At 63.0% G+C, this 18,931-nt stretch carries 22 protein-coding genes; 12 read left to right on the forward strand and 10 right to left on the reverse strand.

The window, feature by feature from the left end:
- Positions 1-72: 72 nt before the first annotated feature.
- Positions 73-729 (forward strand): TetR/AcrR family transcriptional regulator, encoded by a 657-nt coding sequence (locus NCCP436_RS09970; RefSeq protein ID WP_220803841.1) that lies wholly within the window; start codon positions 73-75, stop codon positions 727-729.
- Here NCCP436_RS09970 and NCCP436_RS09975 read toward each other — a convergent pair.
- Genes NCCP436_RS09975 through NCCP436_RS09995 form a run of 5 tightly spaced genes read right to left on the reverse strand, consistent with a single transcriptional unit; the run spans position 702 to position 5,372 of the window.
- Positions 702-1,709 (reverse strand): YheT family hydrolase, encoded by a 1,008-nt coding sequence (locus NCCP436_RS09975; RefSeq protein ID WP_375709483.1) that lies wholly within the window; start codon positions 1,707-1,709, stop codon positions 702-704. The two genes, NCCP436_RS09970 and NCCP436_RS09975, sit on opposite strands and share 28 nt — an antisense overlap.
- A gap of 40 nt (positions 1,710-1,749) precedes the next feature.
- Entirely contained in the window at positions 1,750-1,968 is a 219-nt protein-coding gene (locus NCCP436_RS09980) for a hypothetical protein (protein ID WP_220803843.1), read from the reverse strand.
- The gene (gene rsmD / locus NCCP436_RS09985) at positions 1,965-2,564 is read right to left on the reverse strand and encodes a 16S rRNA (guanine(966)-N(2))-methyltransferase RsmD (RefSeq protein WP_220803844.1); all 600 of its coding nucleotides are present in this window, start codon (positions 2,562-2,564) and stop codon (positions 1,965-1,967) included. The genes NCCP436_RS09980 and rsmD overlap by 4 nt, the downstream gene beginning before the upstream one ends.
- Positions 2,564-4,024: a pitrilysin family protein gene (locus NCCP436_RS09990; RefSeq protein ID WP_220803845.1), complete on the reverse strand. Its 1,461-nt coding sequence runs from the start codon at positions 4,022-4,024 to the stop codon at positions 2,564-2,566. Before NCCP436_RS09990 ends, rsmD begins: the two co-directional genes overlap by 1 nt.
- Positions 4,014-5,372 carry a pitrilysin family protein gene (locus NCCP436_RS09995; protein WP_220803846.1) on the reverse strand — a complete coding sequence of 453 codons (1,359 nt, stop codon included), beginning with the start codon at positions 5,370-5,372 and terminating at the stop codon, positions 4,014-4,016. The genes NCCP436_RS09990 and NCCP436_RS09995 overlap by 11 nt, the downstream gene beginning before the upstream one ends.
- 141 nt (positions 5,373-5,513) lie before the next feature.
- On the opposite strand from NCCP436_RS09995, the gene ftsY reads away from it, so the two are divergent.
- From ftsY to NCCP436_RS10020, 5 genes are all read left to right on the forward strand, one after another.
- On the forward strand, positions 5,514-6,791 hold the full coding sequence (gene ftsY, locus NCCP436_RS10000; protein WP_220803847.1) for a signal recognition particle-docking protein FtsY: 1,278 nt from the start codon (positions 5,514-5,516) through the stop codon (positions 6,789-6,791).
- Complete coding sequence (ftsE, locus tag NCCP436_RS10005) at positions 6,788-7,456, forward strand: cell division ATP-binding protein FtsE (protein ID WP_220803848.1); 669 nt, start codon at positions 6,788-6,790, stop codon at positions 7,454-7,456. Before ftsY ends, ftsE begins: the two co-directional genes overlap by 4 nt.
- A complete protein-coding gene (gene ftsX / locus NCCP436_RS10010) occupies positions 7,456-8,472 on the forward strand; it encodes a permease-like cell division protein FtsX (protein WP_220803849.1) in 1,017 nt (338 codons plus the stop codon). Before ftsE ends, ftsX begins: the two co-directional genes overlap by 1 nt.
- A gap of 142 nt (positions 8,473-8,614) precedes the next feature.
- Positions 8,615-9,469, forward strand: a complete 855-nt coding sequence (gene rpoH / locus NCCP436_RS10015; RefSeq protein ID WP_220803850.1) for an RNA polymerase sigma factor RpoH — start codon at positions 8,615-8,617, stop codon at positions 9,467-9,469.
- 193 nt (positions 9,470-9,662) lie between these two features.
- A complete protein-coding gene (locus NCCP436_RS10020; protein ID WP_220803851.1) occupies positions 9,663-10,334 on the forward strand; it encodes a lysoplasmalogenase in 672 nt (223 codons plus the stop codon).
- On the opposite strand, the gene mtgA is transcribed toward NCCP436_RS10020, so the two are convergent.
- A complete protein-coding gene (gene mtgA, locus NCCP436_RS10025; RefSeq protein ID WP_220803852.1) occupies positions 10,303-11,013 on the reverse strand; it encodes a monofunctional biosynthetic peptidoglycan transglycosylase in 711 nt (236 codons plus the stop codon). The genes NCCP436_RS10020 and mtgA overlap by 32 nt on opposite strands.
- 154 nt (positions 11,014-11,167) lie before the next feature.
- Between mtgA and NCCP436_RS10030 the strand changes: the two genes are divergently transcribed.
- The 6 genes from NCCP436_RS10030 (at position 11,168) to NCCP436_RS10055 (ending at position 16,170) form a co-directional block, all read left to right on the forward strand.
- Positions 11,168-11,539 (forward strand): DUF423 domain-containing protein, encoded by a 372-nt coding sequence (locus NCCP436_RS10030; protein WP_220803853.1) that lies wholly within the window; start codon positions 11,168-11,170, stop codon positions 11,537-11,539.
- A 102-nt stretch (positions 11,540-11,641) separates the two neighbouring features.
- A complete protein-coding gene (gene thiS, locus NCCP436_RS10035) occupies positions 11,642-11,842 on the forward strand; it encodes a sulfur carrier protein ThiS (RefSeq protein WP_220803854.1) in 201 nt (66 codons plus the stop codon).
- A gap of 19 nt (positions 11,843-11,861) precedes the next feature.
- Entirely contained in the window at positions 11,862-12,656 is a 795-nt protein-coding gene (locus NCCP436_RS10040) for a thiazole synthase (protein WP_220803855.1), read from the forward strand.
- Between the two features lie 77 nt (positions 12,657-12,733).
- The gene (gene trmB, locus NCCP436_RS10045; protein WP_220803856.1) at positions 12,734-13,450 is read left to right on the forward strand and encodes a tRNA (guanosine(46)-N7)-methyltransferase TrmB; all 717 of its coding nucleotides are present in this window, start codon (positions 12,734-12,736) and stop codon (positions 13,448-13,450) included.
- Between the two features lie 205 nt (positions 13,451-13,655).
- Positions 13,656-14,999: a DUF1329 domain-containing protein gene (locus NCCP436_RS10050; RefSeq protein ID WP_220803857.1), complete on the forward strand. Its 1,344-nt coding sequence runs from the start codon at positions 13,656-13,658 to the stop codon at positions 14,997-14,999.
- A 103-nt stretch (positions 15,000-15,102) separates the two neighbouring features.
- Positions 15,103-16,170 carry an NAD(P)-dependent alcohol dehydrogenase gene (locus NCCP436_RS10055; RefSeq protein WP_220803900.1) on the forward strand — a complete coding sequence of 356 codons (1,068 nt, stop codon included), beginning with the start codon at positions 15,103-15,105 and terminating at the stop codon, positions 16,168-16,170.
- A 97-nt stretch (positions 16,171-16,267) separates the two neighbouring features.
- Here the strand turns inward: NCCP436_RS10055 and NCCP436_RS10060 are convergent, their stop codons facing one another.
- From NCCP436_RS10060 to NCCP436_RS10075, 4 genes are all read right to left on the reverse strand, one after another.
- Entirely contained in the window at positions 16,268-16,591 is a 324-nt protein-coding gene (locus NCCP436_RS10060; RefSeq protein WP_220803858.1) for a DUF3392 domain-containing protein, read from the reverse strand.
- 171 nt (positions 16,592-16,762) lie between these two features.
- Positions 16,763-17,923, reverse strand: coding sequence for a radical SAM family heme chaperone HemW (gene hemW / locus NCCP436_RS10065; protein ID WP_220803859.1), 1,161 nt, complete (start codon positions 17,921-17,923; stop codon positions 16,763-16,765).
- Positions 17,920-18,516 (reverse strand): RdgB/HAM1 family non-canonical purine NTP pyrophosphatase, encoded by a 597-nt coding sequence (rdgB, locus tag NCCP436_RS10070; RefSeq protein ID WP_220803860.1) that lies wholly within the window; start codon positions 18,514-18,516, stop codon positions 17,920-17,922. The genes hemW and rdgB overlap by 4 nt, the downstream gene beginning before the upstream one ends.
- Positions 18,509-18,925, reverse strand: a complete 417-nt coding sequence (locus tag NCCP436_RS10075; protein ID WP_220803861.1) for a DUF4426 domain-containing protein — start codon at positions 18,923-18,925, stop codon at positions 18,509-18,511. Before NCCP436_RS10075 ends, rdgB begins: the two co-directional genes overlap by 8 nt.
- Between the last annotated feature and the right edge of the window lie 6 nt (positions 18,926-18,931).

The following is an 18,931-nucleotide window of genomic DNA, read 5'->3' on the forward strand; positions in this document are numbered from 1 at the left end:
CAGCCCCGGGGTAACGCCGCGAGAGCTGCGCCTGTATCTTTGTTTCCTTTTGCAATTGAGTCGAGCCGCGTGATGGCGCCATCGAAGACCCGTGACCGCATCGTTGCAGCCAGTCTGGCCCTGTTCAACGGCCAGGGCGAGCGCAATGTCACCACCAACCACATTGCCGCACATCTGGGCATCTCCCCGGGCAACCTGTACTACCACTTCCGCAACAAGCAGATGATCATCGCCGAGCTGTTCGCGCAGTACGAAGAGCGGGTCGACAGCTTCCTGCGGCTGCCGGTCGGTCGCGCCCTGACGATGGAGGACAAGACCTTCTACCTGGAGGCGCTGCTGGCGGCCATGTGGCACTACCGCTTCCTGCACCGCGATCTGGAGCACTTGCTCGATGCCGATACGGAACTGGCTGAACGCTATCGGGCCTTTGCCCGGCGCTGCCTGGATGGCGCCCGGACGATCTACCAAGGCTTCGTCGAGGCCGGCATTCTTGAGGTGACGCCGGCACAGACCGAGGCGCTGACGCTTAACGCCTGGATCATCATGACCTCCTGGGTGCGCTTTCTCTGCAGCACCGGCACGCATTCGGACAACCTCAGCCAGGACAGCATGCGCCGCGGTATTTATCAGGTGCTGGCGCTGGAAAGTGGTTATGTGACGCCATCAGCGCGGGTGGCGCTGGAGGCGCTCTGCGAGCGGCTCTATGTACCGCTGGAGCAGGTCCTCTGAGTGATCGCCGCGAGCCAGGCCGGGATGCGCCGTTCCAGGTAGTAACCGGGGCTGCGCGGGCTGCCGTCGACAAAGCCGACATGGCCGCCGCGGGAGTGCAGCTCGAACTCGGTGACAGACGATAGTTCGCCTGGCTCCGGTAGGCTGTGGCGGAAGATGAAGGGGTCATCTTCGGCCTGAATGATCAGCGTACGCGTGCGGATTTTTCCCAGGTAGAAGCGGCTTGAGGCGCGGTGGTAGTAGTCATGGGCATCGGTGAAGCCGTGCAGCGGCGCGGTGATGCGCCCGTCGAAATCCCAGAAGGTGCGCATGCCGTCCAGCGGGCCGAGGCGTTTCAGTACCGACAGGCGCTCGCTTTGCCCCTGTTCGCTGAACAGGCGCTGCTTGTTGTTCACGTAGGCGACCATCTCGCGCATGAAGTGCGCCTGGTACACCCGGGAGAAACCCAGGCCGATGCGGTCGGCGCACTGATCCAGACGAAACGGCACCGACACCGCCACGGCGCCTTGCAGCTGACTCTGCTTGCCGCTTTCGCCCAGGTACTTGAGCAGGACGTTGCCGCCCAGCGAATAGCCAACGGCGTATAGCGGAGCCAGCGGGCGTTGCGCACGCAGGTGATTGATCGCGGCGGCCAGGTCTTCGCTGGCGCCAGAGTGATAGCCGCGCGGTAGCAGATTCGGTTCGCCCGAGCAGCCGCGCCAGTTCAGCGCCACGCTGGCCCAGCCCCTGGCTGCCAGCGCCTGCTGCAGACCGAGGACGTAGAGCGAGCCGGAGCTGCCGGTCAGTCCGTGCAGCACCAGCACCAGCGGCGCATGGGCGTCGTGCGGGCCGTGCCAGTCCTGGTCGAGGAAGTCGCCATCGTCCAGCCATAGTCGTTCACGCCGCCGCTCCAGCCGGGGTGGCCGGCGACAGAGAGGATTCCACAGTGTCTGCAGGTGCGGGCCGGGAAGCCACCAGGCGGGTTTGAAGGTTGTCGACATAGGGGCGGTCACGGAGTTCAGGCGTTCGCCGGCGCCGCTTTCAGCGCCTCGGCTTGCGCAGTATGCGCCAGGCGCACCAGGCCAGCACCAGCAGTGCGACGATGCGCTGACCGGTCAGGCCCGGGGTGACGCTGGTGTCGGGGCCGTGGGGAATCGTCCGCAGCAGGCGGATAGCGATTTCCTGGTCGTGCAGCAGCACCGCCAGCGCCAGGCTGCCCAGCAGCAGATAGGGCAAGTGACTGTAGATTAAGTCCTTCATCCGCGTTGCCACAGGGCGTAATGCACCTGACCGGTGTGTTTCTCGCGGTGCAGGCGCCAGTTGCCGGGCAGTCCCAGGCTCGAAGGTGCGCTTTCGCTCTCGGTATAGATCCAGGCGTCGGGAGCCAGCCAGTCCTGGGTTTCCAGCAGTTGGCAGGCGCTCTGCAGCAGGTTCTGGTGGAATGGCGGGTCGAGCAGGACAACATCGAACTGGCGCAGTGGCTGACCAGCCAGCAGTTGCAGTGCATCGGCGTGGCGGACATCGCCAGTGGTGCACCGTAGTGTGGCCAGGTGTCCGCGCAGGGAGGCTACCGATGCCGGGTTGAGGTCACAGGCCAGGCCGCTGGCTGCTCCGCGCGACAGCGCTTCAAGGAGCAGGGCGCCGCTACCGGCGAAGGGGTCGAGCACGTGGGCGCCTTCGATGTAAGGCGCCAGCCAGTTGAACAGCGTCTCGCGTACCCGGTCCGGCGTTGGGCGCAGGCCTGGGCCATCTGGGAAGGTAAAGCGTCGTGAACGCCACTGACCGCCGATGATGCGCAGCTGACCCAGGCCGCCGTGCTTTCCGGCCGGGCCTTTGGGCGGTGTACGGGCACGCATCAGTGTGGCACCGTCGAGGGCTGTTCAGCCGGGCGTTCGGTGGGCGGCGGCAGTTCCTGTTGCGCCACGGTCGGGCCGGCGGTGACCACCACCAGAGCCTCGGGGGCCAGATGTCTGGCCATCGCCGCTTTCACCTGCTCGGCGGTCAGGTTCTGCACATCGCGCATGAAGTCGTCCAGGTAGTTCAGCGGCAGATCATAGAACCCCATCGAGGCAAGTTGTCCGACGATATCGGCGTTGCTGGCGGTGGACAGCGGGAAACTGCCGGCCAGCTCGCGCTTGGCATTATCCAGCTCCTGCTGGGTCGGGCCGTCACGCAGGTAGTCGGCCAGCAGTTGCTTGACCAGTGCCAGGGTGCCTTCGCTCAGTTCGGCGCGGGTCTGCAGGTTGATCATGAACGGGCCGCGCGCCTGCATGGCGCTGAAACCGGAGTAAACACCGTAGGTCAGGCCACGCTTTTCGCGCACCTCGCTCATCAGTCGAGTGCCGAAACCGCCACCACCGAAGATCTGGTTGCCCAGATAGAGCGCGGCGTAGTCCGGGTCACGGCGGTCGATACCGAGTTGGGCAATCATCAGGTGAGTCTGGTTGGACGGAAACTCGATATGGCTGTTGGAAGGGGCGGGAGTCTGTGGCTGGGCGATCTTCGGCAGTGCCGGGCCTTTGGGCAGGGCTGCGGAAATCTGGGCGGCGATGGCTTCGGCCTCGTTGCGCGAGAGGTCGCCGACCAGAGCGATCACCGCATTGCCGGCGGTGTAGGCGCGGGCATGGAAGGCCTGCAGCTGCTGGCGGCTGATGGCCGGAACCGACTGCTCGGTACCGTCACTGGGGTGGGCATAGGGGTGCTCACCGTACAGCCGGCGGAACAGTTCCAGGCTGGCCAGCTTGCCTGGGTTCTGCTTCTGGTACTCGAAGCCGGCCAGCAGCTGGTTCTTGATCCGCGCCAGCGCATCCTCCGGGAAAGTGGGCTTGCCCAGAACCTCGGCGAACAGCGCCATGGCCGGTTCGCGTTGTTCGCGAGCACTGAGGCTGCGCAGGCTGGCCACGGCCATGTCGCGATAGGCGCCGTTGGCGAATTCGGCGCCAAGGTTTTCGAAGCCGGCGGCAATGGCGCCGACATCCTTGCCCGGTACCCCTTCGTTGAGCATGGCGTTGGTCAACGCGGCAAGTCCTGGCACGTCACCGTCGTGGCTGCTGCCGGCGGCGAAGGTCAGGCGCAGGTCGAACATAGGCAGCTCATGAGCTTCGACGAACAGCACCTTGGCGCCCTGGGCCGTTTGCCAGGTCTGGATATCCAGGGTGCGGCGGGTGGGCGCCTTGTCGTCGAGGGCAGCCAGCGACTGCAGCTTGGCGGCATCGCCTGTCACTGCACTGTCGGACAGACTGGCGCAGGCGCCCAGCGCCAGGGTAGTGGACAGAACCAGGCCGAGCAGGCCCAGGCGGCGTTGCTCAGTCTTCATGACGGGACTCCTCGGGCAGAATATGGGCGACACTCAGGCGGTCGCGGACAAAAAAGGTGCGGGCAGCCTGCTGAATGTCGGCCGGGGTGACGGCCTCCAGTTCGGTCAGTTCCTGGTCGCTCAGGCGCCAGGACAGACCGACGGTTTCCAGCATGCCGATGCTGGTGGCCTGGCTGGTGATGGAGTCACGTTCGTAGACCAGGCCGGCGATGACCTGGGCGCGCACACGGGCCAGTTCCTCGGCAGAGGGCGGCGTTTGCTGCAGTGCCCGCAGCTCGCGCCAGAGGCCGGCTTCGGCCTCTTCCAGGGTTCTGCCCTTCTGCACGTTGGGCGTCGCCGAGAGGACGAACAGGCTGTCGCCACGGGTGAAGGCGTTGTACCAGGCGCTGGCGCCGGACACCAGTTCCTCGCCGCGTTCCAGGCGTGCGGACAGGCGTGCGCTGTAACCACCATCGAGCAGGGCCGCGGCCAGGCGCAGGGCGTAGACCTGGCGTGGCGTTTCGCTGGTGGCCAGACCGGGCACGTTGAAGCCCATCAGCAGGCTTGGCAGTTGAGTCTTGAGATAGAGTGTGGTGCGCCGTTCGCCCGCTGCCGGAAGTTCCAGTGGCAGCTTGGCCGGCGGTACCGTGCGGCGCGGAATGTCGCCGAAGTGGCGCTGAACCTGGGTGCGGACCTCGTCGGCAGTGACGTCGCCGACGATCACCAGGGTGGCGTTGTTCGGCGCGTACCACTTCTGGTACCAGGCACGCAGATCCTCGATATCCATGCGTTCGAGGTCGGCCATCCAGCCAATGGTGGGAATGCCGTAGCCGCTGGCCGGGTAGGCCATCGCCTTGAAGCGTTCGTAGGCCAGTGAGGCCGGACGATCATCAGTGCGCAGACGACGCTCTTCCTTGATGACCTCGATTTCACGGGCGAACTCGTCGGCCGGTAGTTGCAGGGCGGCCAGGCGGTCGGCCTCCAGCTCCAGGGCTACGTCCAGGCGGTCGCGGGCCAGAACCTGATAGTAGGCGGTGTAGTCGTCGCTGGTGAAGGCGTTTTCCTCGGCACCCAGCTCACGCAGGATGCGCGAGGCTTCACCGGGGCCGAACTTGCGGCTGCCCTTGAACATCATGTGTTCGAGGGCGTGGGACAGACCGGTGGAACCGGGCGTCTCGTAGCTGGAACCGACCTTGTACCAGAGCTGGGAGACCACTACCGGGGCGCGGTGATCTTCGCGGACTATGACCTTCAGGCCATTGTCCAGGCTGAATTCGTGGGTGGGTTGAGCAGGGGCGGCAAGCGCTACCAACGGCACGCAAAGTGCGCCGAGAAGCAGGCCGAAGGTTCGGCGGGCAATGGCATTCATCGAAAGTCTGACCTGTCGGATGAGCCGGGCGGTCGTACCGCCGGCGGGCGAAGAGGTGCTAGGATACCCCATCCTTTTCCGGGGTGGCTGGTCAAGGCTTTGCAGCCTGTAACGAGCGCCCATTTGAGATGCAAGCGACCCATGTTTGGTTCCAACGACGACAAGAAGTCGCCGGCCGAGGCCGGCCCACAGAACGCGCCAGTGACCGAAGAAAAGAAGTCTCTGTTCAGTTGGTGGCGCAAGAAGCCTGCCACGGCTGCGCCGACAGAGCCGGAGCAGGTCGAGCAGCCGGCAGTGGAAACACCCGTTGAGAGTGTCGAGTCTGTCAGCGTAGTGCCCGAGCCTGTACTGGCCGCAGAGCCTCCAACCGAAGTGACTGGCGAGCCCGTGCAGGCCGAGGTACAGGCGCCTGTCCCGGATGCCCTCCCGGCTCAGCCGGTGGAGCCGGAGTCGCCGCCGGCACCGGCTGCGCCTGCCACTCAGGAGAAGCCCAGCTTTTTCGCTCGCCTCAAGCAGAGCCTGTCGAAGACCAGCGCCAGCATCGGCGAGGGTATGGCCAGCCTGTTCCTCGGCAAGAAGGCCATTGATGACGACCTGCTCGACGAGTTGGAAACCCGTCTGCTCACCGCCGACGTTGGCGTTGAGGCCACTACCGCGATCATCGGCAACCTGACCAAGCGCGTGGCGCGCAAGGAACTGGCCGATAGCGGCGCACTGTACAAGGCGCTGCAGGAAGAGCTGGTGACCCTGCTCAAGCCTGTCGAACAGCCACTGGTCATTGATACTTCCAGGCAGCCTTATGTAATTCTCGTTGTGGGCGTCAATGGTGTCGGCAAGACCACCACCATCGGCAAGCTGGCCAAGAAGCTGCAGCAAGACGGCAAGAAGGTCATGCTCGCCGCCGGCGATACCTTCCGCGCCGCGGCCGTGGAACAGCTACAGGTCTGGGGCGAGCGCAACAACATCGCGGTCATCGCGCAGCACACCGGCGCCGATTCGGCCTCGGTGATCTTCGACGCGGTGCAGGCTGCCAAGTCCCGTGGCATCGATGTGCTGATCGCCGATACCGCCGGGCGCCTGCACACCAAGGACAACCTGATGGAAGAGCTGAAGAAGGTCCGTCGGGTGATCGGCAAGCTGGACGAGACGGCTCCGCACGAAGTGCTGCTGGTGCTCGACGCCGGCACCGGGCAGAACGCCATCAGCCAGGCCAAGCAGTTCAACCAGACGGTGAACCTCACCGGCCTGGCGCTGACCAAACTCGACGGCACCGCTAAGGGCGGTGTCATCTTCGCCCTGGCCAAGCAGTTCGGCCTGCCGATTCGCTACATCGGCGTGGGCGAGGGCATCGATGACCTGCGCCCGTTCGAGGCGCAGGCTTTCGTCCAGGCACTCTTCGAGGAGCGTGAGCGCGGATGATCCGATTCGAGCAGGTCGCCAAGCGTTATCCCAATGGCCATGTCGGGCTGCACGAGCTGACTTTCCGCGTTCGCCCCGGCGAATTTCTCTTCGTCACCGGACACTCCGGTGCCGGTAAGAGCACGCTGTTGCGCCTGCTGCTGGCCATGGAACGTCCCACCAGCGGCAAGCTGCTGCTGGCCGGGCAGGATCTTTCGACCATTACTACGGCGCAGATTCCCTTCCTGCGCCGGCAGATCGGTGTGGTGTTCCAGAACCACCAGTTGCTGTTTGATCGCAGCGTCTACGACAACGTCGCTTTGCCGCTGCAGATTCTCGGCTTGTCCAAGCCGGAAATCGCCAAGCGCGTCGGCGCAGCGCTGGAGCGTGTCAGCCTGAGCGACAAGGCTGCGCAGGCGCCGGGCGACCTGTCCACCGGGCAGCAGCAGCGCGTCGGCATCGCGCGCGCCATCGTCCATCGTCCGGCCCTGCTGCTGGCGGACGAGCCAACCGGTAACCTCGACCCGCGCCTGGCCGCCGAGATCATGGGCGTGTTCGAGGACATCAATCAGCTGGGCACCACGGTGCTGATCGCCAGCCACGACCTGGCGCTGATCGCACGCATGCGTCAGCGCATGCTCACCCTGCAACGCGGTCGCCTGATCGGTGACGGGGAGGCTGCCTGATGAGCGCATCGAAGATGCCCACGCCGCAACCGGCCGAGCGGGTCGGCGCGGCGCCGCGCAACAAGGTGGTGGATCGTCCGGCGGATGACCCGGATTTCCGCACGCTGTTTCATGCCTGGTTGGAAAGCCACCGTGCCAGTCTGGTGGATAGCCTGCGTCGGCTGGGTCGCCAGCCGGTTGGCAGCTTCTTCACCTGCCTGGTGATGGCGGTGGCGCTGAGCCTGCCGATGGGGCTGTCGCTGCTGCTGGACAACATCGAGCGGCTGGGGGGATCCTGGCAGCGCGCGGCGCAGATTTCCCTGTTTCTCGAGCTTTCCGCCAACGACCGTGATGGTCAGGCACTCAGTGAACAGATCGCGGCGATGGATGATGTCGCTGCAGTCGATTGGATCAGTCGCGAGCAGGCGCTGGATGAGTTTCAGCAACTGTCCGGCCTTGGCCAGGCGCTCAAGGAACTGCCGGAGAACCCGCTGCCCGGCGTAGTGCTGGTCACTCCCAGGGAAGTTGACAAGGCCAAGCTGGAGTCCTTGCGCCAGCGCCTGGCAGAACTGCCCAAGGTGGAGCAGGCCCAGCTTGATCTGGTCTGGGTGGAGCGTCTGACGGCCATTCTCAAGCTGGGCGACCGTTTCGTCTTCGGCCTGAGCGTGCTGCTGGTTCTGGCCCTGCTGCTGGTAATCGGCAATACCATTCGCCTGCATATCGAGAACCGGCGTGCGGAGATTGAGGTGATCAAGCTGGTCGGTGGTACCGACGGCTACGTGCGCCGCCCCTTCCTTTACATGGGGGCGCTCTATGGCTTCGGTGCCGGCATATTTGCCTGGCTGCTGCTGGCATTCGGACTGGATTGGCTGAACGATGCTGTAGTACGTTTGGCAGGTTTGTACGGCAGTGACTTCGCTCTTGGTGGAGTGCCGTCAGCCGACGGCTTTTACCTGCTGCTTGGCGCCGTGTTGTTGGGCTATATTGGAGCCTGGCTGGCGGTGGCCCGGCACCTGAGTGAACTGGCGCCGCGCTAAAAGCGCACGGCAGTCGGTCGAAGGTGTACCGCAAACCCTTGTATTGATTGGGGTCTACTGTCTGACACGGAACTTATCCACAGTCTCGGCGTCAGATAGTGCAGTGCTTAACTGCATGAGTTTTGTGAATCGGAGGATTCGAATGTCCACTTCCTTGCAGCCTGTTCATGCTCTGGTTCCTGGTGCCAACCTGGAAGCATACGTGCATGCCGTAAACAGCATTCCGCTGCTGACGGCCGAGCAGGAGCGTGAACTGGCCGAAAATCTCTACTATCACCAAGATCTTGAGGCCGCCCGGCAGATGGTGCTGGCTCACCTGCGCTTCGTGGTACACATCGCGCGTAGCTATTCGGGTTATGGCCTGTCGCAGGCTGATCTGATCCAGGAAGGCAACGTCGGCCTGATGAAGGCGGTCAAGCGCTTCAATCCGGAAATGGGCGTGCGCCTGGTGTCTTTTGCGGTGCACTGGATCCGGGCGGAAATTCACGAGTTCATCCTGAAGAACTGGCGCATCGTCAAGGTGGCTACCACCAAGGCCCAGCGCAAGCTGTTCTTCAATCTGCGCAGCCAGAAGAAGCGTCTGGCCTGGCTGAACAACGACGAAGTCACCGCCGTGGCCGAAAGCCTGGGTGTTGAGCCGCACGAAGTGCGCGAGATGGAAAGCCGTCTGACTGGTCAGGACATGGCCTTTGACCCGGCCAGCGACGCCGATGACGACAGTGCTTTCCAGGCGCCGGCCCATTATCTGGAAGATCATCGTTACGACCCCGCCCGCCAGCTTGAGGACGCCGACTGGAGTGACAGCTCCAGCAGCAACCTGCATGAGGCGCTGGAAACCCTCGACGAACGTAGCCGTGACATCCTCTACCAGCGCTGGCTGGCCGAGGAAAAAGCCACGCTGCATGACCTGGCGGCCAAGTACAACGTTTCTGCCGAGCGTATCCGACAGCTGGAGAAAAACGCGATGAACAAGCTCAAGGGTTGTATGGCTGCCTGAGCTGAGCATCACTGAAAAAGCCGCATGGAAATGCGGCTTTTTTATGTCGGGCGTCGAGCCTCAGGGCGGCCGAAATGGCCGAAAAACCGGCGGTTACGCTGTGTAAACGGGGATTTCGGAGTCTATTGCCGCGGGGCATGATCGCAGCTCAGATGACTCTATTCGGAGTCTTTGTCACTGCGAGGAAATCGTCATGACGCGACCACTCTATGGCCTGGCTGTGCTGCTGGGTCTGGCCTATATCCTGCTGATCGCGCTGCAACCCTATCCGCTGAGCTGGTTGCTGAAGATGACCCCGATGCTGATCTACGCCGTGTTGGTCTGGCGCCATCTGGGAGGAGCGGCAGGCGCCTGTCTGGGGCTGGGCTTTGGGGCTGCGTCGGCAGGAGATTTTTTTCTCGACTACGGTAATCGGGACGGCCTGTTCATCCAGGCGCTGCTGGCTTTTCTGGTCAACCAGATCGCCTTTGCCGTGGGTTTTTTCCTGCTCAGTCGAGGTGGCCGCTGGCATTGGTCACGCAGTGTCCCGGTGCTGGTCTATGGATTGCTGCTGGCAGTCTGGATGGTGCCGGCAGCACAGGGGCTGGAGCTGGCTGTCGGTCTCTATCTGGCCTGCCTGCTGGTCATGGCGATTTGTGCCGGTCGGGTGGAGACGCGTCCGGGTGCGCTCTGGCTGGGGGCGATGCTGTTCGTGCTGGCGGATTCTCTGATAGGTCTGAACAAGTTCGTGATGCCCTTTGAACATTCGACGCTGATCATCGTCAGTTGCTATTTCAGCGGGCAGTCGCTGATCGCCTGGGGCTTGCTCAGCCGCCCTGCCGGTCTTGCGGCAACTAGCCGGATGTCTGCGGTTTCAGTCGGTTGAGGTAATCGCTGCCACCGAGCTGACGAATCTGCTGGCGGATCCAGCCTGCGCGGCGCTGTACGTAGGCATCCGGGCGGCCGGCGCTCCAGCGGTGTGGGTTGGGCAGTACGGCGGCCAACTGGCTGGCCTGCTGGGTATTGAGGTAAGGCGCGCCAATGCCGAAGTGGTGCTGTGCGGCCGCTTCGGCGCCAAAGATGCCGTCGCCCCATTCGACGCTGTTGAGGTAGACCTCAAGGATGCGTTCCTTCGACCAGAGCAGCTCGATCAGGCTGGTGAACCAGGCTTCCAGTCCCTTGCGCAGCCAACTGCGGCCGGACCAGAGGAACAGGTTTTTGGCTACCTGCTGGCTCAGTGTGCTGGCACCGCGCAGCGAGCCACCGCTCTGGTTGTGCGCCAGTGCTGCACGGATGGCTTGCACGTCAAAGCCCCAGTGCTCGGCGAATTTCTGATCCTCGCCGGCGATTACCGCCATCTTCAACGAGTCCGGCAACTCCTGCCAGGGACGCCACTGGCGCTTGAGAGACAGCGACTGGCCGCTGCTCCAGGACTCGATCTTGCGCTCGAGCATCAGCGCCGTGGCGGGTGGCGGCAGCCAGCGCAGGGCAAGCACCAGAAGGGCGCTGCTCAGCATCAGCCAGAGCAGCAGTTTCAGCAGGCGGCGGGGCAGGGAGCGCAGCATGGTGTCTCGCAGTCCGGAGGTGGTGGCTAATTAGAACAAAAAATGTCGGGGTGTGCGGAACATCCCCGCCTGAAGCGTCCCAGTGACAATACGACCGTTACTCGGACTGTGACGATGAGTAAACTGCCTCCGATCAACTGTTATAGGAGGCTTCATGGCACGTTTCTGGTTGTTGCTGTCTGCTCTGGCCGGGTTGTCCGGTGTTGCCCTGGGGGCCTTTGCCGCCCACGGCCTGAAGCACCGCCTGAGTGCCGAATACCTGGCGGTATTTCAAACCGGCACCCACTACCAGCTGATTCATGCACTGGCCCTGTTTGGTGTCGCTTTGCTGGCGCTGCATGCTCCGAGTCGACTGATCAATCTGGCCGGCACGGCGTTCGCCGTTGGAATTCTGCTGTTCTCGGGCAGCCTGTATGTGCTGACACTCAGTGGGCTTGGCAAGTTGGGACTGATTACTCCTATAGGAGGAGTGGCCTTCATGCTGGGCTGGCTGTGCCTGGGGCTGGCGGCGTGGAAAATGAGCTGACCGTGGCGTCAGAAATGAGGATGAATGGCGCCATTTTACCTTGGTCATGATCAGTTAACGGGCTAGAATGCTGGCCCTTTTTCTAGTTGTGACCGAGCCGTCATGCGCATTCTGTTGAATGGTGAACCCTTTGAGCTGCCCGAGCAGCAGACCGTCGCGGAGTTGTTGAGTCGCCTCGATCTGGCCGGCCGCCGGGTGGCGGTAGAGCTCAACCTGGACATTGTTCCGCGTAGCCAGCACGCCAGTACTCAGCTCGCCGAAGGCGATCAGGTGGAAGTGGTACACGCCATCGGCGGCGGTTGATCCCTTTGAGGAGTTTCCCATGAGCCAAGTTCGCAACGACAAGCCCTTTACCCTGGCCGGTCGTACCTTCCAGTCGCGCCTGCTGGTCGGTACCGGCAAGTATCGCGACATGGACGAAACCCGTGACGCCATCGCGGCCTCTGGTGCCGAGATCGTCACCGTGGCTGTGCGTCGTACCAATATCGGGCAGAACCCGGACGAGCCAAACCTGCTCGATGTCATCAGCCCCGAGCAATACACCATCCTGCCCAACACAGCCGGTTGCTACGACGCCAGTGAGGCCGTGCGAACCTGCCGTTTGGCTCGCGAACTGCTGGATGGCCACAACCTGGTGAAGCTGGAAGTGCTGGCTGACCAGAAGACTCTGTTTCCCAACGTCATCGAGACCATCAAGGCGGCCGAGATACTGGTAAAGGATGGCTTTGACGTGATGGTCTACACCAGTGACGATCCCATCATCGCCCGCCAGTTGGCGGAAATCGGCTGCATCGCGGTGATGCCGCTGGCCGGCCTGATTGGCTCGGGTCTGGGCATTTGCAACCCGTATAACCTGCGCATCATCCTCGAAGAGGCCAAGGTTCCGGTACTGGTCGATGCAGGGGTGGGCACCGCCTCCGACGCCACCATCGCCATGGAGCTGGGCTGCGAGGCGGTGTTGCTCAACAGCGCCATTGCCCATGCGCAGGATCCGATCCTGATGGCCCGCGCCATGAAGCATGCAGTCGAGGCCGGGCGCCTGGCCTACCTGGCCGGGCGTATGCCGAAGAAACTCTACGCCACAGCTTCTTCGCCGCTCGATGGCCTGATTGGCTAAGCCGACGCCGGCGATTGGCAGCGCCTGTCCGCCGGTGACCGTATTGGCGCAACTGCAAGCAATCTCAAGAGCACAGCATGACTGACACACAACAGCCCGAACTGACCGCAGACGGTCGCCAGCGCCGTACTATCAAGAGTTTCGTGATGCGCGCCGGGCGCATGACCGAGGCCCAGCAACGCGGCCTCGACAAGGGTTGGCCGTTGTTTGGCCTGGAGCTGGAGGACGGCCTGCGTGATTTTGACCAGGTATTCGGTCGCAGCGCATCGCGGACCTTTGAGATCGGTTTCGGCATGGGACACTCGACCCTGGAGATGGCCGCTGCCGCGCCGGAGCACGACTTTATCGGCGTCGAGGTGCACAAGCCGGGAGTTGGTGCCCTGCTCAACGGGGCGATGGCGCAGGGCCTGAACAATATCCGCGTGTACAGTTGCGATGCGCTAGAGGTGCTGCGCAACTGTGTGGCGGACGCCAGCCTTGACCGTGTGCTGCTGTTCTTTCCGGATCCCTGGCACAAGGCGCGGCACCACAAGCGGCGCATCGTGCAGCCGGTCTTCGCCGAGCTGGTGCGGCGTAAGCTGAAAGTGGGTGGCGTGCTGCACATGGCGACTGACTGGGAGAACTACGCCGAGCACATGCTTGAGGTTATGAACGCCGCGCCCGGCTATCGCAATCTCTCTGCCGACGGCACCTATGTCCCGCGCCCGCAGGAGCGTCCGGTGACCAAGTTCGAGCGTCGCGGCGAACGACTGGGTCATGGTGTATGGGATCTCAAGTTCCAGCGCGAGGATTGATCAGAGACCACGTCTGATACTTGCAGCCGTCCTGCAGGCGGCATAGCGACTAAGCTGATAACTAGAACCGACAGGATAGACAACCAGATCGGGAAAACCCGACGGGCCAGGAAGGCACCTCACCGCAAACACAACAAAGATAAGCACGTCGGTCAGGCGTGTGGAGATAAGCGGGCCGCCGTCAGGGGGCCGCAAGGAGAGCATTGTGTTGAGATCGGTTTCCATTCTGCTGCTTAGTGCCCTGGTTCTGCCGGCCCAGGCCAAGGTCGATGCCAGCCAGGCGGCCCGCCTGGGACAGGATTTGATGCCGCTGGGAGGCGAGCGTTCAGGTAACGCCAGCGGCACTATTCCGGCCTGGGACGGAGGTCTGACGACGCCGCCGCCCGGTTATCAGGTCGGCATGCACCACCCGGATCCCTTTGCCGACGATCAACTGCTCTATCGGGTTGATGCCGGTAACCTGGTTCAGCATGAACAGCAACTGCCGTTCGGTCTCAAGGCTCTGCTGGAGCAGTATCCGGACTTTTACCTGAAGGTCTTTCCGACTCGGCGCAGCGCCGCGGCACCGCAGCGCATCTACGATGCCACGCGCTTCAATGCGCTCCATGCCGAGCTGATTTCGGGGGGCAACGGGGTGCAGGGAGTGGCTTCCGGGGTGCCTTTCCCGATTCCTCAGAACGGCCAGGAAGCCATCTGGAACCATATCATGCGCTACCGAGGCGACCAGATCAGCATGGTCACCAACCAAGCGGCGGTGCTCGCCAACGGCAGCTACAACCTGCTCAAACTTGAGCGTGATGTCTACTTCCTCTATGGGCGGGATGGCGTGACTCCACAGGATCTGGACAACACCCTGTTCTATTACAAGTACAAGGTGGTGGCACCGGCCAAGCTGGCCGGTTCGGCTCTGGTGGTGCAGGAGACAATCGATCAGGTGCTGGCGATCCGCAAGGCCTGGCGCTTCAACCGTGGCGAGCGCCGCGTGCGGCGTCTGCCGATGCTTGCCTACGATACTCTGCAGCCCGACACCAACGGCATGGCCACGGCGGATCAGGTGGACTCCTACAACGGTGCACCGGATCGCTACGAATGGACGTTGCAGGGCAAGCGCGAGATGCTGGTGCCCTATAACAGCTACGCGCTGCATCAGCAGGGTGTCCCCTATGCCGACATCCTGCTCGGTAAACACCTCAATCCCGAGCTGCTGCGCTACGAGCTACACCGTGTCTGGGTGGTGGAGGCCGAATTGCGCAAAGGCTTCAGTCACCCCTACGGCAAGCGTCGCTTTTATCTGGACGAAGACAGCTGGCAAATCCTCGCCGTCGACCTGTACGACCGCGCCGGCAAGCTGATCGGCCTGCAGGAGGCCCACTCGATCAGTTACTACGAGGTGCCGATGTTTGGCTCCACGCTAGAGGCCATCTACGACCTCAAGGGCGGCCGCTATTTCGTCGACGGGTTGGACAACAACGAGCCGATATACGACTTCAATGCCAACCTGAGTCCGCGCGATTTCACGCCGCAGGCGTTGCGCCGTGAGGGCAAGTAAGAGGGCCGGCGCAAGGCTTGATCCATGACAATGACTGCGCTGCAGACTGAGTTAGATTGAGCTGTCCGGGTTTGGCTATCAGGAGGGCAGGGCAGTGAGTTTGATGAAGGCAGCGGTGTTTATCGAGCCGGGGCGGATCGAGCTGGTGGACAAGCCGATCCCGCCGGTTGGCCCCAATGATGCGTTGGTGCGCATTACCACCACGACAATTTGTGGCACGGACGTGCATATCCTCAAGGGTGAGTATCCGGTGGCCAGGGGGTTGACCGTTGGTCATGAGCCGGTAGGGATCATCGAGAAGCTGGGCAGCAATGTGCAGGGCTACCAGGAGGGCCAGCGGGTCATCGCCGGCGCCATCTGCCCCAGCTTTACCTCCTATGCCTGTCAGGACGGCTATCCGGCGCAGGATGGCGGCTGTCAGTGCCATGGCTATAAGCCCATGGGCGGCTGGCGCTTCGGCAACAGCATTGACGGTACTCAGGCCGAATACGTACTGGTGCCTGATGCCCAGGCCAACCTGGCACCAGTGCCGGACGGGTTGAGCGACGAACAGGTACTGATGTGCCCGGATATCATGTCCACCGGCTTTGCCGGGGCAGAGGCGGCCAATATCAGGATTGGTGATGTGGTGGCAGTGTTCGCTCAGGGGCCGATTGGCTTGTGCGCTACTGCCGGGGCCAAGCTGCGCGGAGCCAGCACAATCATTGCCATCGATGGCGTTGACGAGCGCCTTGGCATTGCCCGCCAGTTGGGTGCTGATGTCACTCTGAACTTCCGCGAAGTGGACGTGGTGGAAGAAATCCTCAAACTCACCGGCGGTCGCGGGGTGGATGCCTCCATTGAGGCGCTGGGCCTGCAGAGTACCTTCGAGCAGGCGCTGCGGGTGCTCAAACCGGGCGGCACGCTATCCAGTCTGGGCGTGTACTCCAGTGATCTGACCATCCCGCTGGGCGCCTTTCACGCCGGGCTGGGTGATCATCGCATCGTCACCTCGCTGTGCCCGGGCGGCAAGGAGAGGATGCGTCGTCTGCTTGGCGTGGTGTCTTCCGGTCGTATCGATCTCGGCCCGCTGGTCACTCACCAATATCCTCTGGATGACATCGTTGCGGCCTATGACTTGTTCGCCAATCAGCGCGACGGTGTGCTGAAGGTAGCGATCAAGCCGTTCTAGTCTCTGGACACAAGCGTCCGCGCTCGGCTTGCCTGGTCGCTGCGCGGCCGCGTGCCATGCTTGGCTTTGGTGGCTGGGTGCGCCGGGGGATTGCGCCCTAGTTACGGTCGGCAAGGATGCCGATGACCACGAAGATAAGGATCAGCACTGGCGCCAGGGTGAAGTTGTTGAAGTGCGCCAGGCCCTTGGCCAGCCAGGGCGTGAGGAACACGATGGCCAGGCCGTAGCCCACCGCGCAGAAGATCACGAATAACAGGGTGCGCAGGACGAAGTTCAGGTTGCCGATGGTGCGTTGTACCCAGGCATTGATCAGCGGACCGAACAGCACCAGCAGAGTAGCCATGATGGCCAGGGAAATATCGCCAAGATGACTGCGGCTCCAGCGCGACAGGGTGACGATCAGATCCAGTAGCAAATCCATTGAAGCTCCTTGTGAGGACGCCCGGGAACAGCCGCAGCCATGTAGCATGGGCTGCAGATTTCAGGCGTCATAGACTACCGGATTCGCCACGGCCTGTGTGCGAGGGCTGGCATTTGCCAGCTTGCAGGGTGCAAGACTAGCTATCCTGTCGTTGCGCAGATAGACGCAGGGTCAGCTCAGGAAGTGCTGCAGCAGGTCGTTGAGGAACAACTGTCCCTCGGGCGTGGCCTGCAGGTGCAACGGGTCAGGGTGCAGCAGGCGGCGCTGTTCGGCTGCCTGGCGCGCTGTATCCAGTACCTGCAGCGGAAGACCGGTACGCTGGCTGAACATTTGCGCCGGCACGCCTTCATTGAGACGCAGCGCATTGATCAGAAATTCAAACGGCAATTCGTCTGGGGTAAGCAGTCGTTCACCTGCCCGGTAGGACTTGGCCGGATCGAGATAGTCCTTCGGCAGGCGGGTTTTCCAACTGCGCAGGATGCTTCCCTCCGGACTGCTCAGCTTGGCGTGGGCGCCGGCGCCGATACCGAGGAAGTCGCCGAACGTCCAGTAGTTGAGGTTGTGCCGTGCCTGACGGCCAGGGCGGGCGTAGGCGGACACTTCGTACTGGGCGTAGCCCTCGGCGGCGAGCAGCGCCTGGCCGGCTTCCTGGATTTCCCACAGCAGATCGTCCTCGGGTAACTCCGGCGGCTGGCTCCAGAACACCGTGTTCGGTTCCATGGTCAGCTGGTACCAGGACAGGTGGGTCGGCCCCTGGCTGATGGCCGTGCGCAGGTCGAACAGGGCATCCTCGATAGTCTGTCCGGGCAGGCCGTGCATCAGGTCGAGGTTGAAGTTGTCGAAGCCGGCGGCGCGTGCCATGTCGGCGGCGCGGATTGCCTCGTCGCCGTTGTGGATGCGTCCCAGCGCCTTGAGCTTGTCATGCTGGAAGCTCTGCACGCCAATGGACAGGCGATTGATACCCAGTGCACGGTATCCCTTGAACTTGGCCTGCTCAAAGGTACCCGGATTGGCCTCCAGGGTGATCTCGATATCTGCTGCGAATGGAATGCGCCGTTCCACACCTTCGAGCAGACGGCCAAGGGCTCGATCGGAAAACAGGCTGGGCGTGCCGCCGCCGAAGAAGATCGATACCAGCGGCCGGCCATGGACCAGCGGCAGATCAGTGTCGAGGTCGTCGAGCAGGGCGCTGACGTATTCGTCCTCGGGCAGCACCGGTCCGGCGGCATGGGAGTTGAAATCGCAGTAGGGGCATTTGCGCACGCACCACGGAATGTGGATGTACAGCGCCAGGGGCGGGAGCAGGAAACTCCCGCCAGCGGTATTGCTCATGCCAGCTCCAGGCGCTGCTTGAGCAGGGCCATGGCGCGGGCACGGTGGCTCAGGCGGTTCTTCTGCTCGGCCGGCAGCTCGGCGCTGGAACACTGGGTTTCCGGTACCCAGAACAGCGGGTCGTAACCGAAGCCGTGTTCGCCACGGGCCTCGTGCAGGATGCGCCCGTGCCACAGGCCCTCGCAGAGGATCGGCAGGGGGTCGTCGGCATGTCGCACCAGTGCCAGGGCGCAGACGAACTTCGCGTCGCGCTGCTCGTCGGGCACGTCCTTGAGAGCCTGGAGCAGCTTGGCATTGTTCGCTGCATCGCCCTGGCCGTCGGCATAACGCGCAGAGTAGATGCCCGGCGCGCCGCCGAGGAAGTCAACTGCCAGGCCGGAGTCATCGGCCAGGGCCGGCAGGCCGGAGATGCGTGCAGCGTTGCGCGCCTTGAGGATGGCATTCTCGACGAACGACAGGCCGGTTTCTTCCGGTTCGACCTGGCTGAACTCGCCGATCGAGCGCACGCGTACGGCGTCGCCGAGCATGGCCTGCAGCTCCTTGAGCTTGCCGACATTGTGGCTGGCCAGTACCAGTTCCTTGAAATCATTCATCGGGGAACATTTCCTGGTTGAAGGTGATGCGGTGCGGGGTGTCGCCCTGGCGTACGTCAAGGGTAAAGCTCAGCACTTCGCGGGTCTTGAACGGGAACTGCGCCAGGTAGTAGATGGCTTCGCCTTCGCGTACCTGGCGGAAATTCAGCGCCGTGCTCTTGCCCAGCAGATCCTTGACCTCGCCACCAACCACCGCGGTGCTGGGCTTGCCTGTCTTGAGCACGGCGACGTTGATCACGCCGAGCGTCTTGCTGCGGGTCAGTCCGGCGGCTGCGGCGATATCCGGCTGGATAAAGCCGGAGTTGAAGACGCTGTAGTGTATGTCCAGCTCGCCGAAGCTCTGTTTGCGTTCGGCGGCGGCCGGCAGGGCCAGGCAAAGGGCGATCAGGAAGGGGATGATGCGACGCATGATGTT

The organism is Pseudomonas sp. NCCP-436, assembly GCF_019656335.1.
In the GTDB taxonomy this organism is placed as follows: Bacteria; Pseudomonadota; Gammaproteobacteria; order Pseudomonadales; family Pseudomonadaceae; genus Aquipseudomonas.

What these genes read in the sequence shown, in the direction of transcription:
- rsmD (WP_220803844.1), bottom strand. Translation starts at nt 2,564, where the DNA reads ATGCGTGCCCGTACACCGCCCAAAGGCCCGGCCGGAAAGCACGGCGGC.
- rdgB (WP_220803860.1), bottom strand. Translation starts at nt 18,516, where the DNA reads ATGAATGATTTCAAGGAACTGGTACTGGCCAGCCACAATGTCGGCAAG.
- NCCP436_RS10075 (WP_220803861.1), bottom strand. Translation starts at nt 18,925, where the DNA reads ATGCGTCGCATCATCCCCTTCCTGATCGCCCTTTGCCTGGCCCTGCCG.
- hemW (WP_220803859.1), bottom strand. Translation starts at nt 17,923, where the DNA reads ATGAGCAATACCGCTGGCGGGAGTTTCCTGCTCCCGCCCCTGGCGCTG.
- rpoH (WP_220803850.1), top strand. Translation starts at nt 8,615, where the DNA reads ATGTCCACTTCCTTGCAGCCTGTTCATGCTCTGGTTCCTGGTGCCAAC.
- NCCP436_RS10040 (WP_220803855.1), top strand. Translation starts at nt 11,862, where the DNA reads ATGAGCCAAGTTCGCAACGACAAGCCCTTTACCCTGGCCGGTCGTACC.
- NCCP436_RS10030 (WP_220803853.1), top strand. Translation starts at nt 11,168, where the DNA reads ATGGCACGTTTCTGGTTGTTGCTGTCTGCTCTGGCCGGGTTGTCCGGT.
- NCCP436_RS09995 (WP_220803846.1), bottom strand. Translation starts at nt 5,372, where the DNA reads ATGAATGCCATTGCCCGCCGAACCTTCGGCCTGCTTCTCGGCGCACTT.
- ftsX (WP_220803849.1), top strand. Translation starts at nt 7,456, where the DNA reads ATGAGCGCATCGAAGATGCCCACGCCGCAACCGGCCGAGCGGGTCGGC.
- thiS (WP_220803854.1), top strand. Translation starts at nt 11,642, where the DNA reads ATGCGCATTCTGTTGAATGGTGAACCCTTTGAGCTGCCCGAGCAGCAG.
- NCCP436_RS10060 (WP_220803858.1), bottom strand. Translation starts at nt 16,591, where the DNA reads ATGGATTTGCTACTGGATCTGATCGTCACCCTGTCGCGCTGGAGCCGC.
- ftsE (WP_220803848.1), top strand. Translation starts at nt 6,788, where the DNA reads ATGATCCGATTCGAGCAGGTCGCCAAGCGTTATCCCAATGGCCATGTC.
- ftsY (WP_220803847.1), top strand. Translation starts at nt 5,514, where the DNA reads ATGTTTGGTTCCAACGACGACAAGAAGTCGCCGGCCGAGGCCGGCCCA.
- NCCP436_RS09970 (WP_220803841.1), top strand. Translation starts at nt 73, where the DNA reads ATGGCGCCATCGAAGACCCGTGACCGCATCGTTGCAGCCAGTCTGGCC.
- NCCP436_RS09980 (WP_220803843.1), bottom strand. Translation starts at nt 1,968, where the DNA reads ATGAAGGACTTAATCTACAGTCACTTGCCCTATCTGCTGCTGGGCAGC.
- NCCP436_RS10055 (WP_220803900.1), top strand. Translation starts at nt 15,103, where the DNA reads ATGAAGGCAGCGGTGTTTATCGAGCCGGGGCGGATCGAGCTGGTGGAC.
- NCCP436_RS09975 (WP_375709483.1), bottom strand. Translation starts at nt 1,709, where the DNA reads ATGTCGACAACCTTCAAACCCGCCTGGTGGCTTCCCGGCCCGCACCTG.
- NCCP436_RS10020 (WP_220803851.1), top strand. Translation starts at nt 9,663, where the DNA reads ATGACGCGACCACTCTATGGCCTGGCTGTGCTGCTGGGTCTGGCCTAT.
- NCCP436_RS09990 (WP_220803845.1), bottom strand. Translation starts at nt 4,024, where the DNA reads ATGAAGACTGAGCAACGCCGCCTGGGCCTGCTCGGCCTGGTTCTGTCC.
- trmB (WP_220803856.1), top strand. Translation starts at nt 12,734, where the DNA reads ATGACTGACACACAACAGCCCGAACTGACCGCAGACGGTCGCCAGCGC.
- mtgA (WP_220803852.1), bottom strand. Translation starts at nt 11,013, where the DNA reads ATGCTGCGCTCCCTGCCCCGCCGCCTGCTGAAACTGCTGCTCTGGCTG.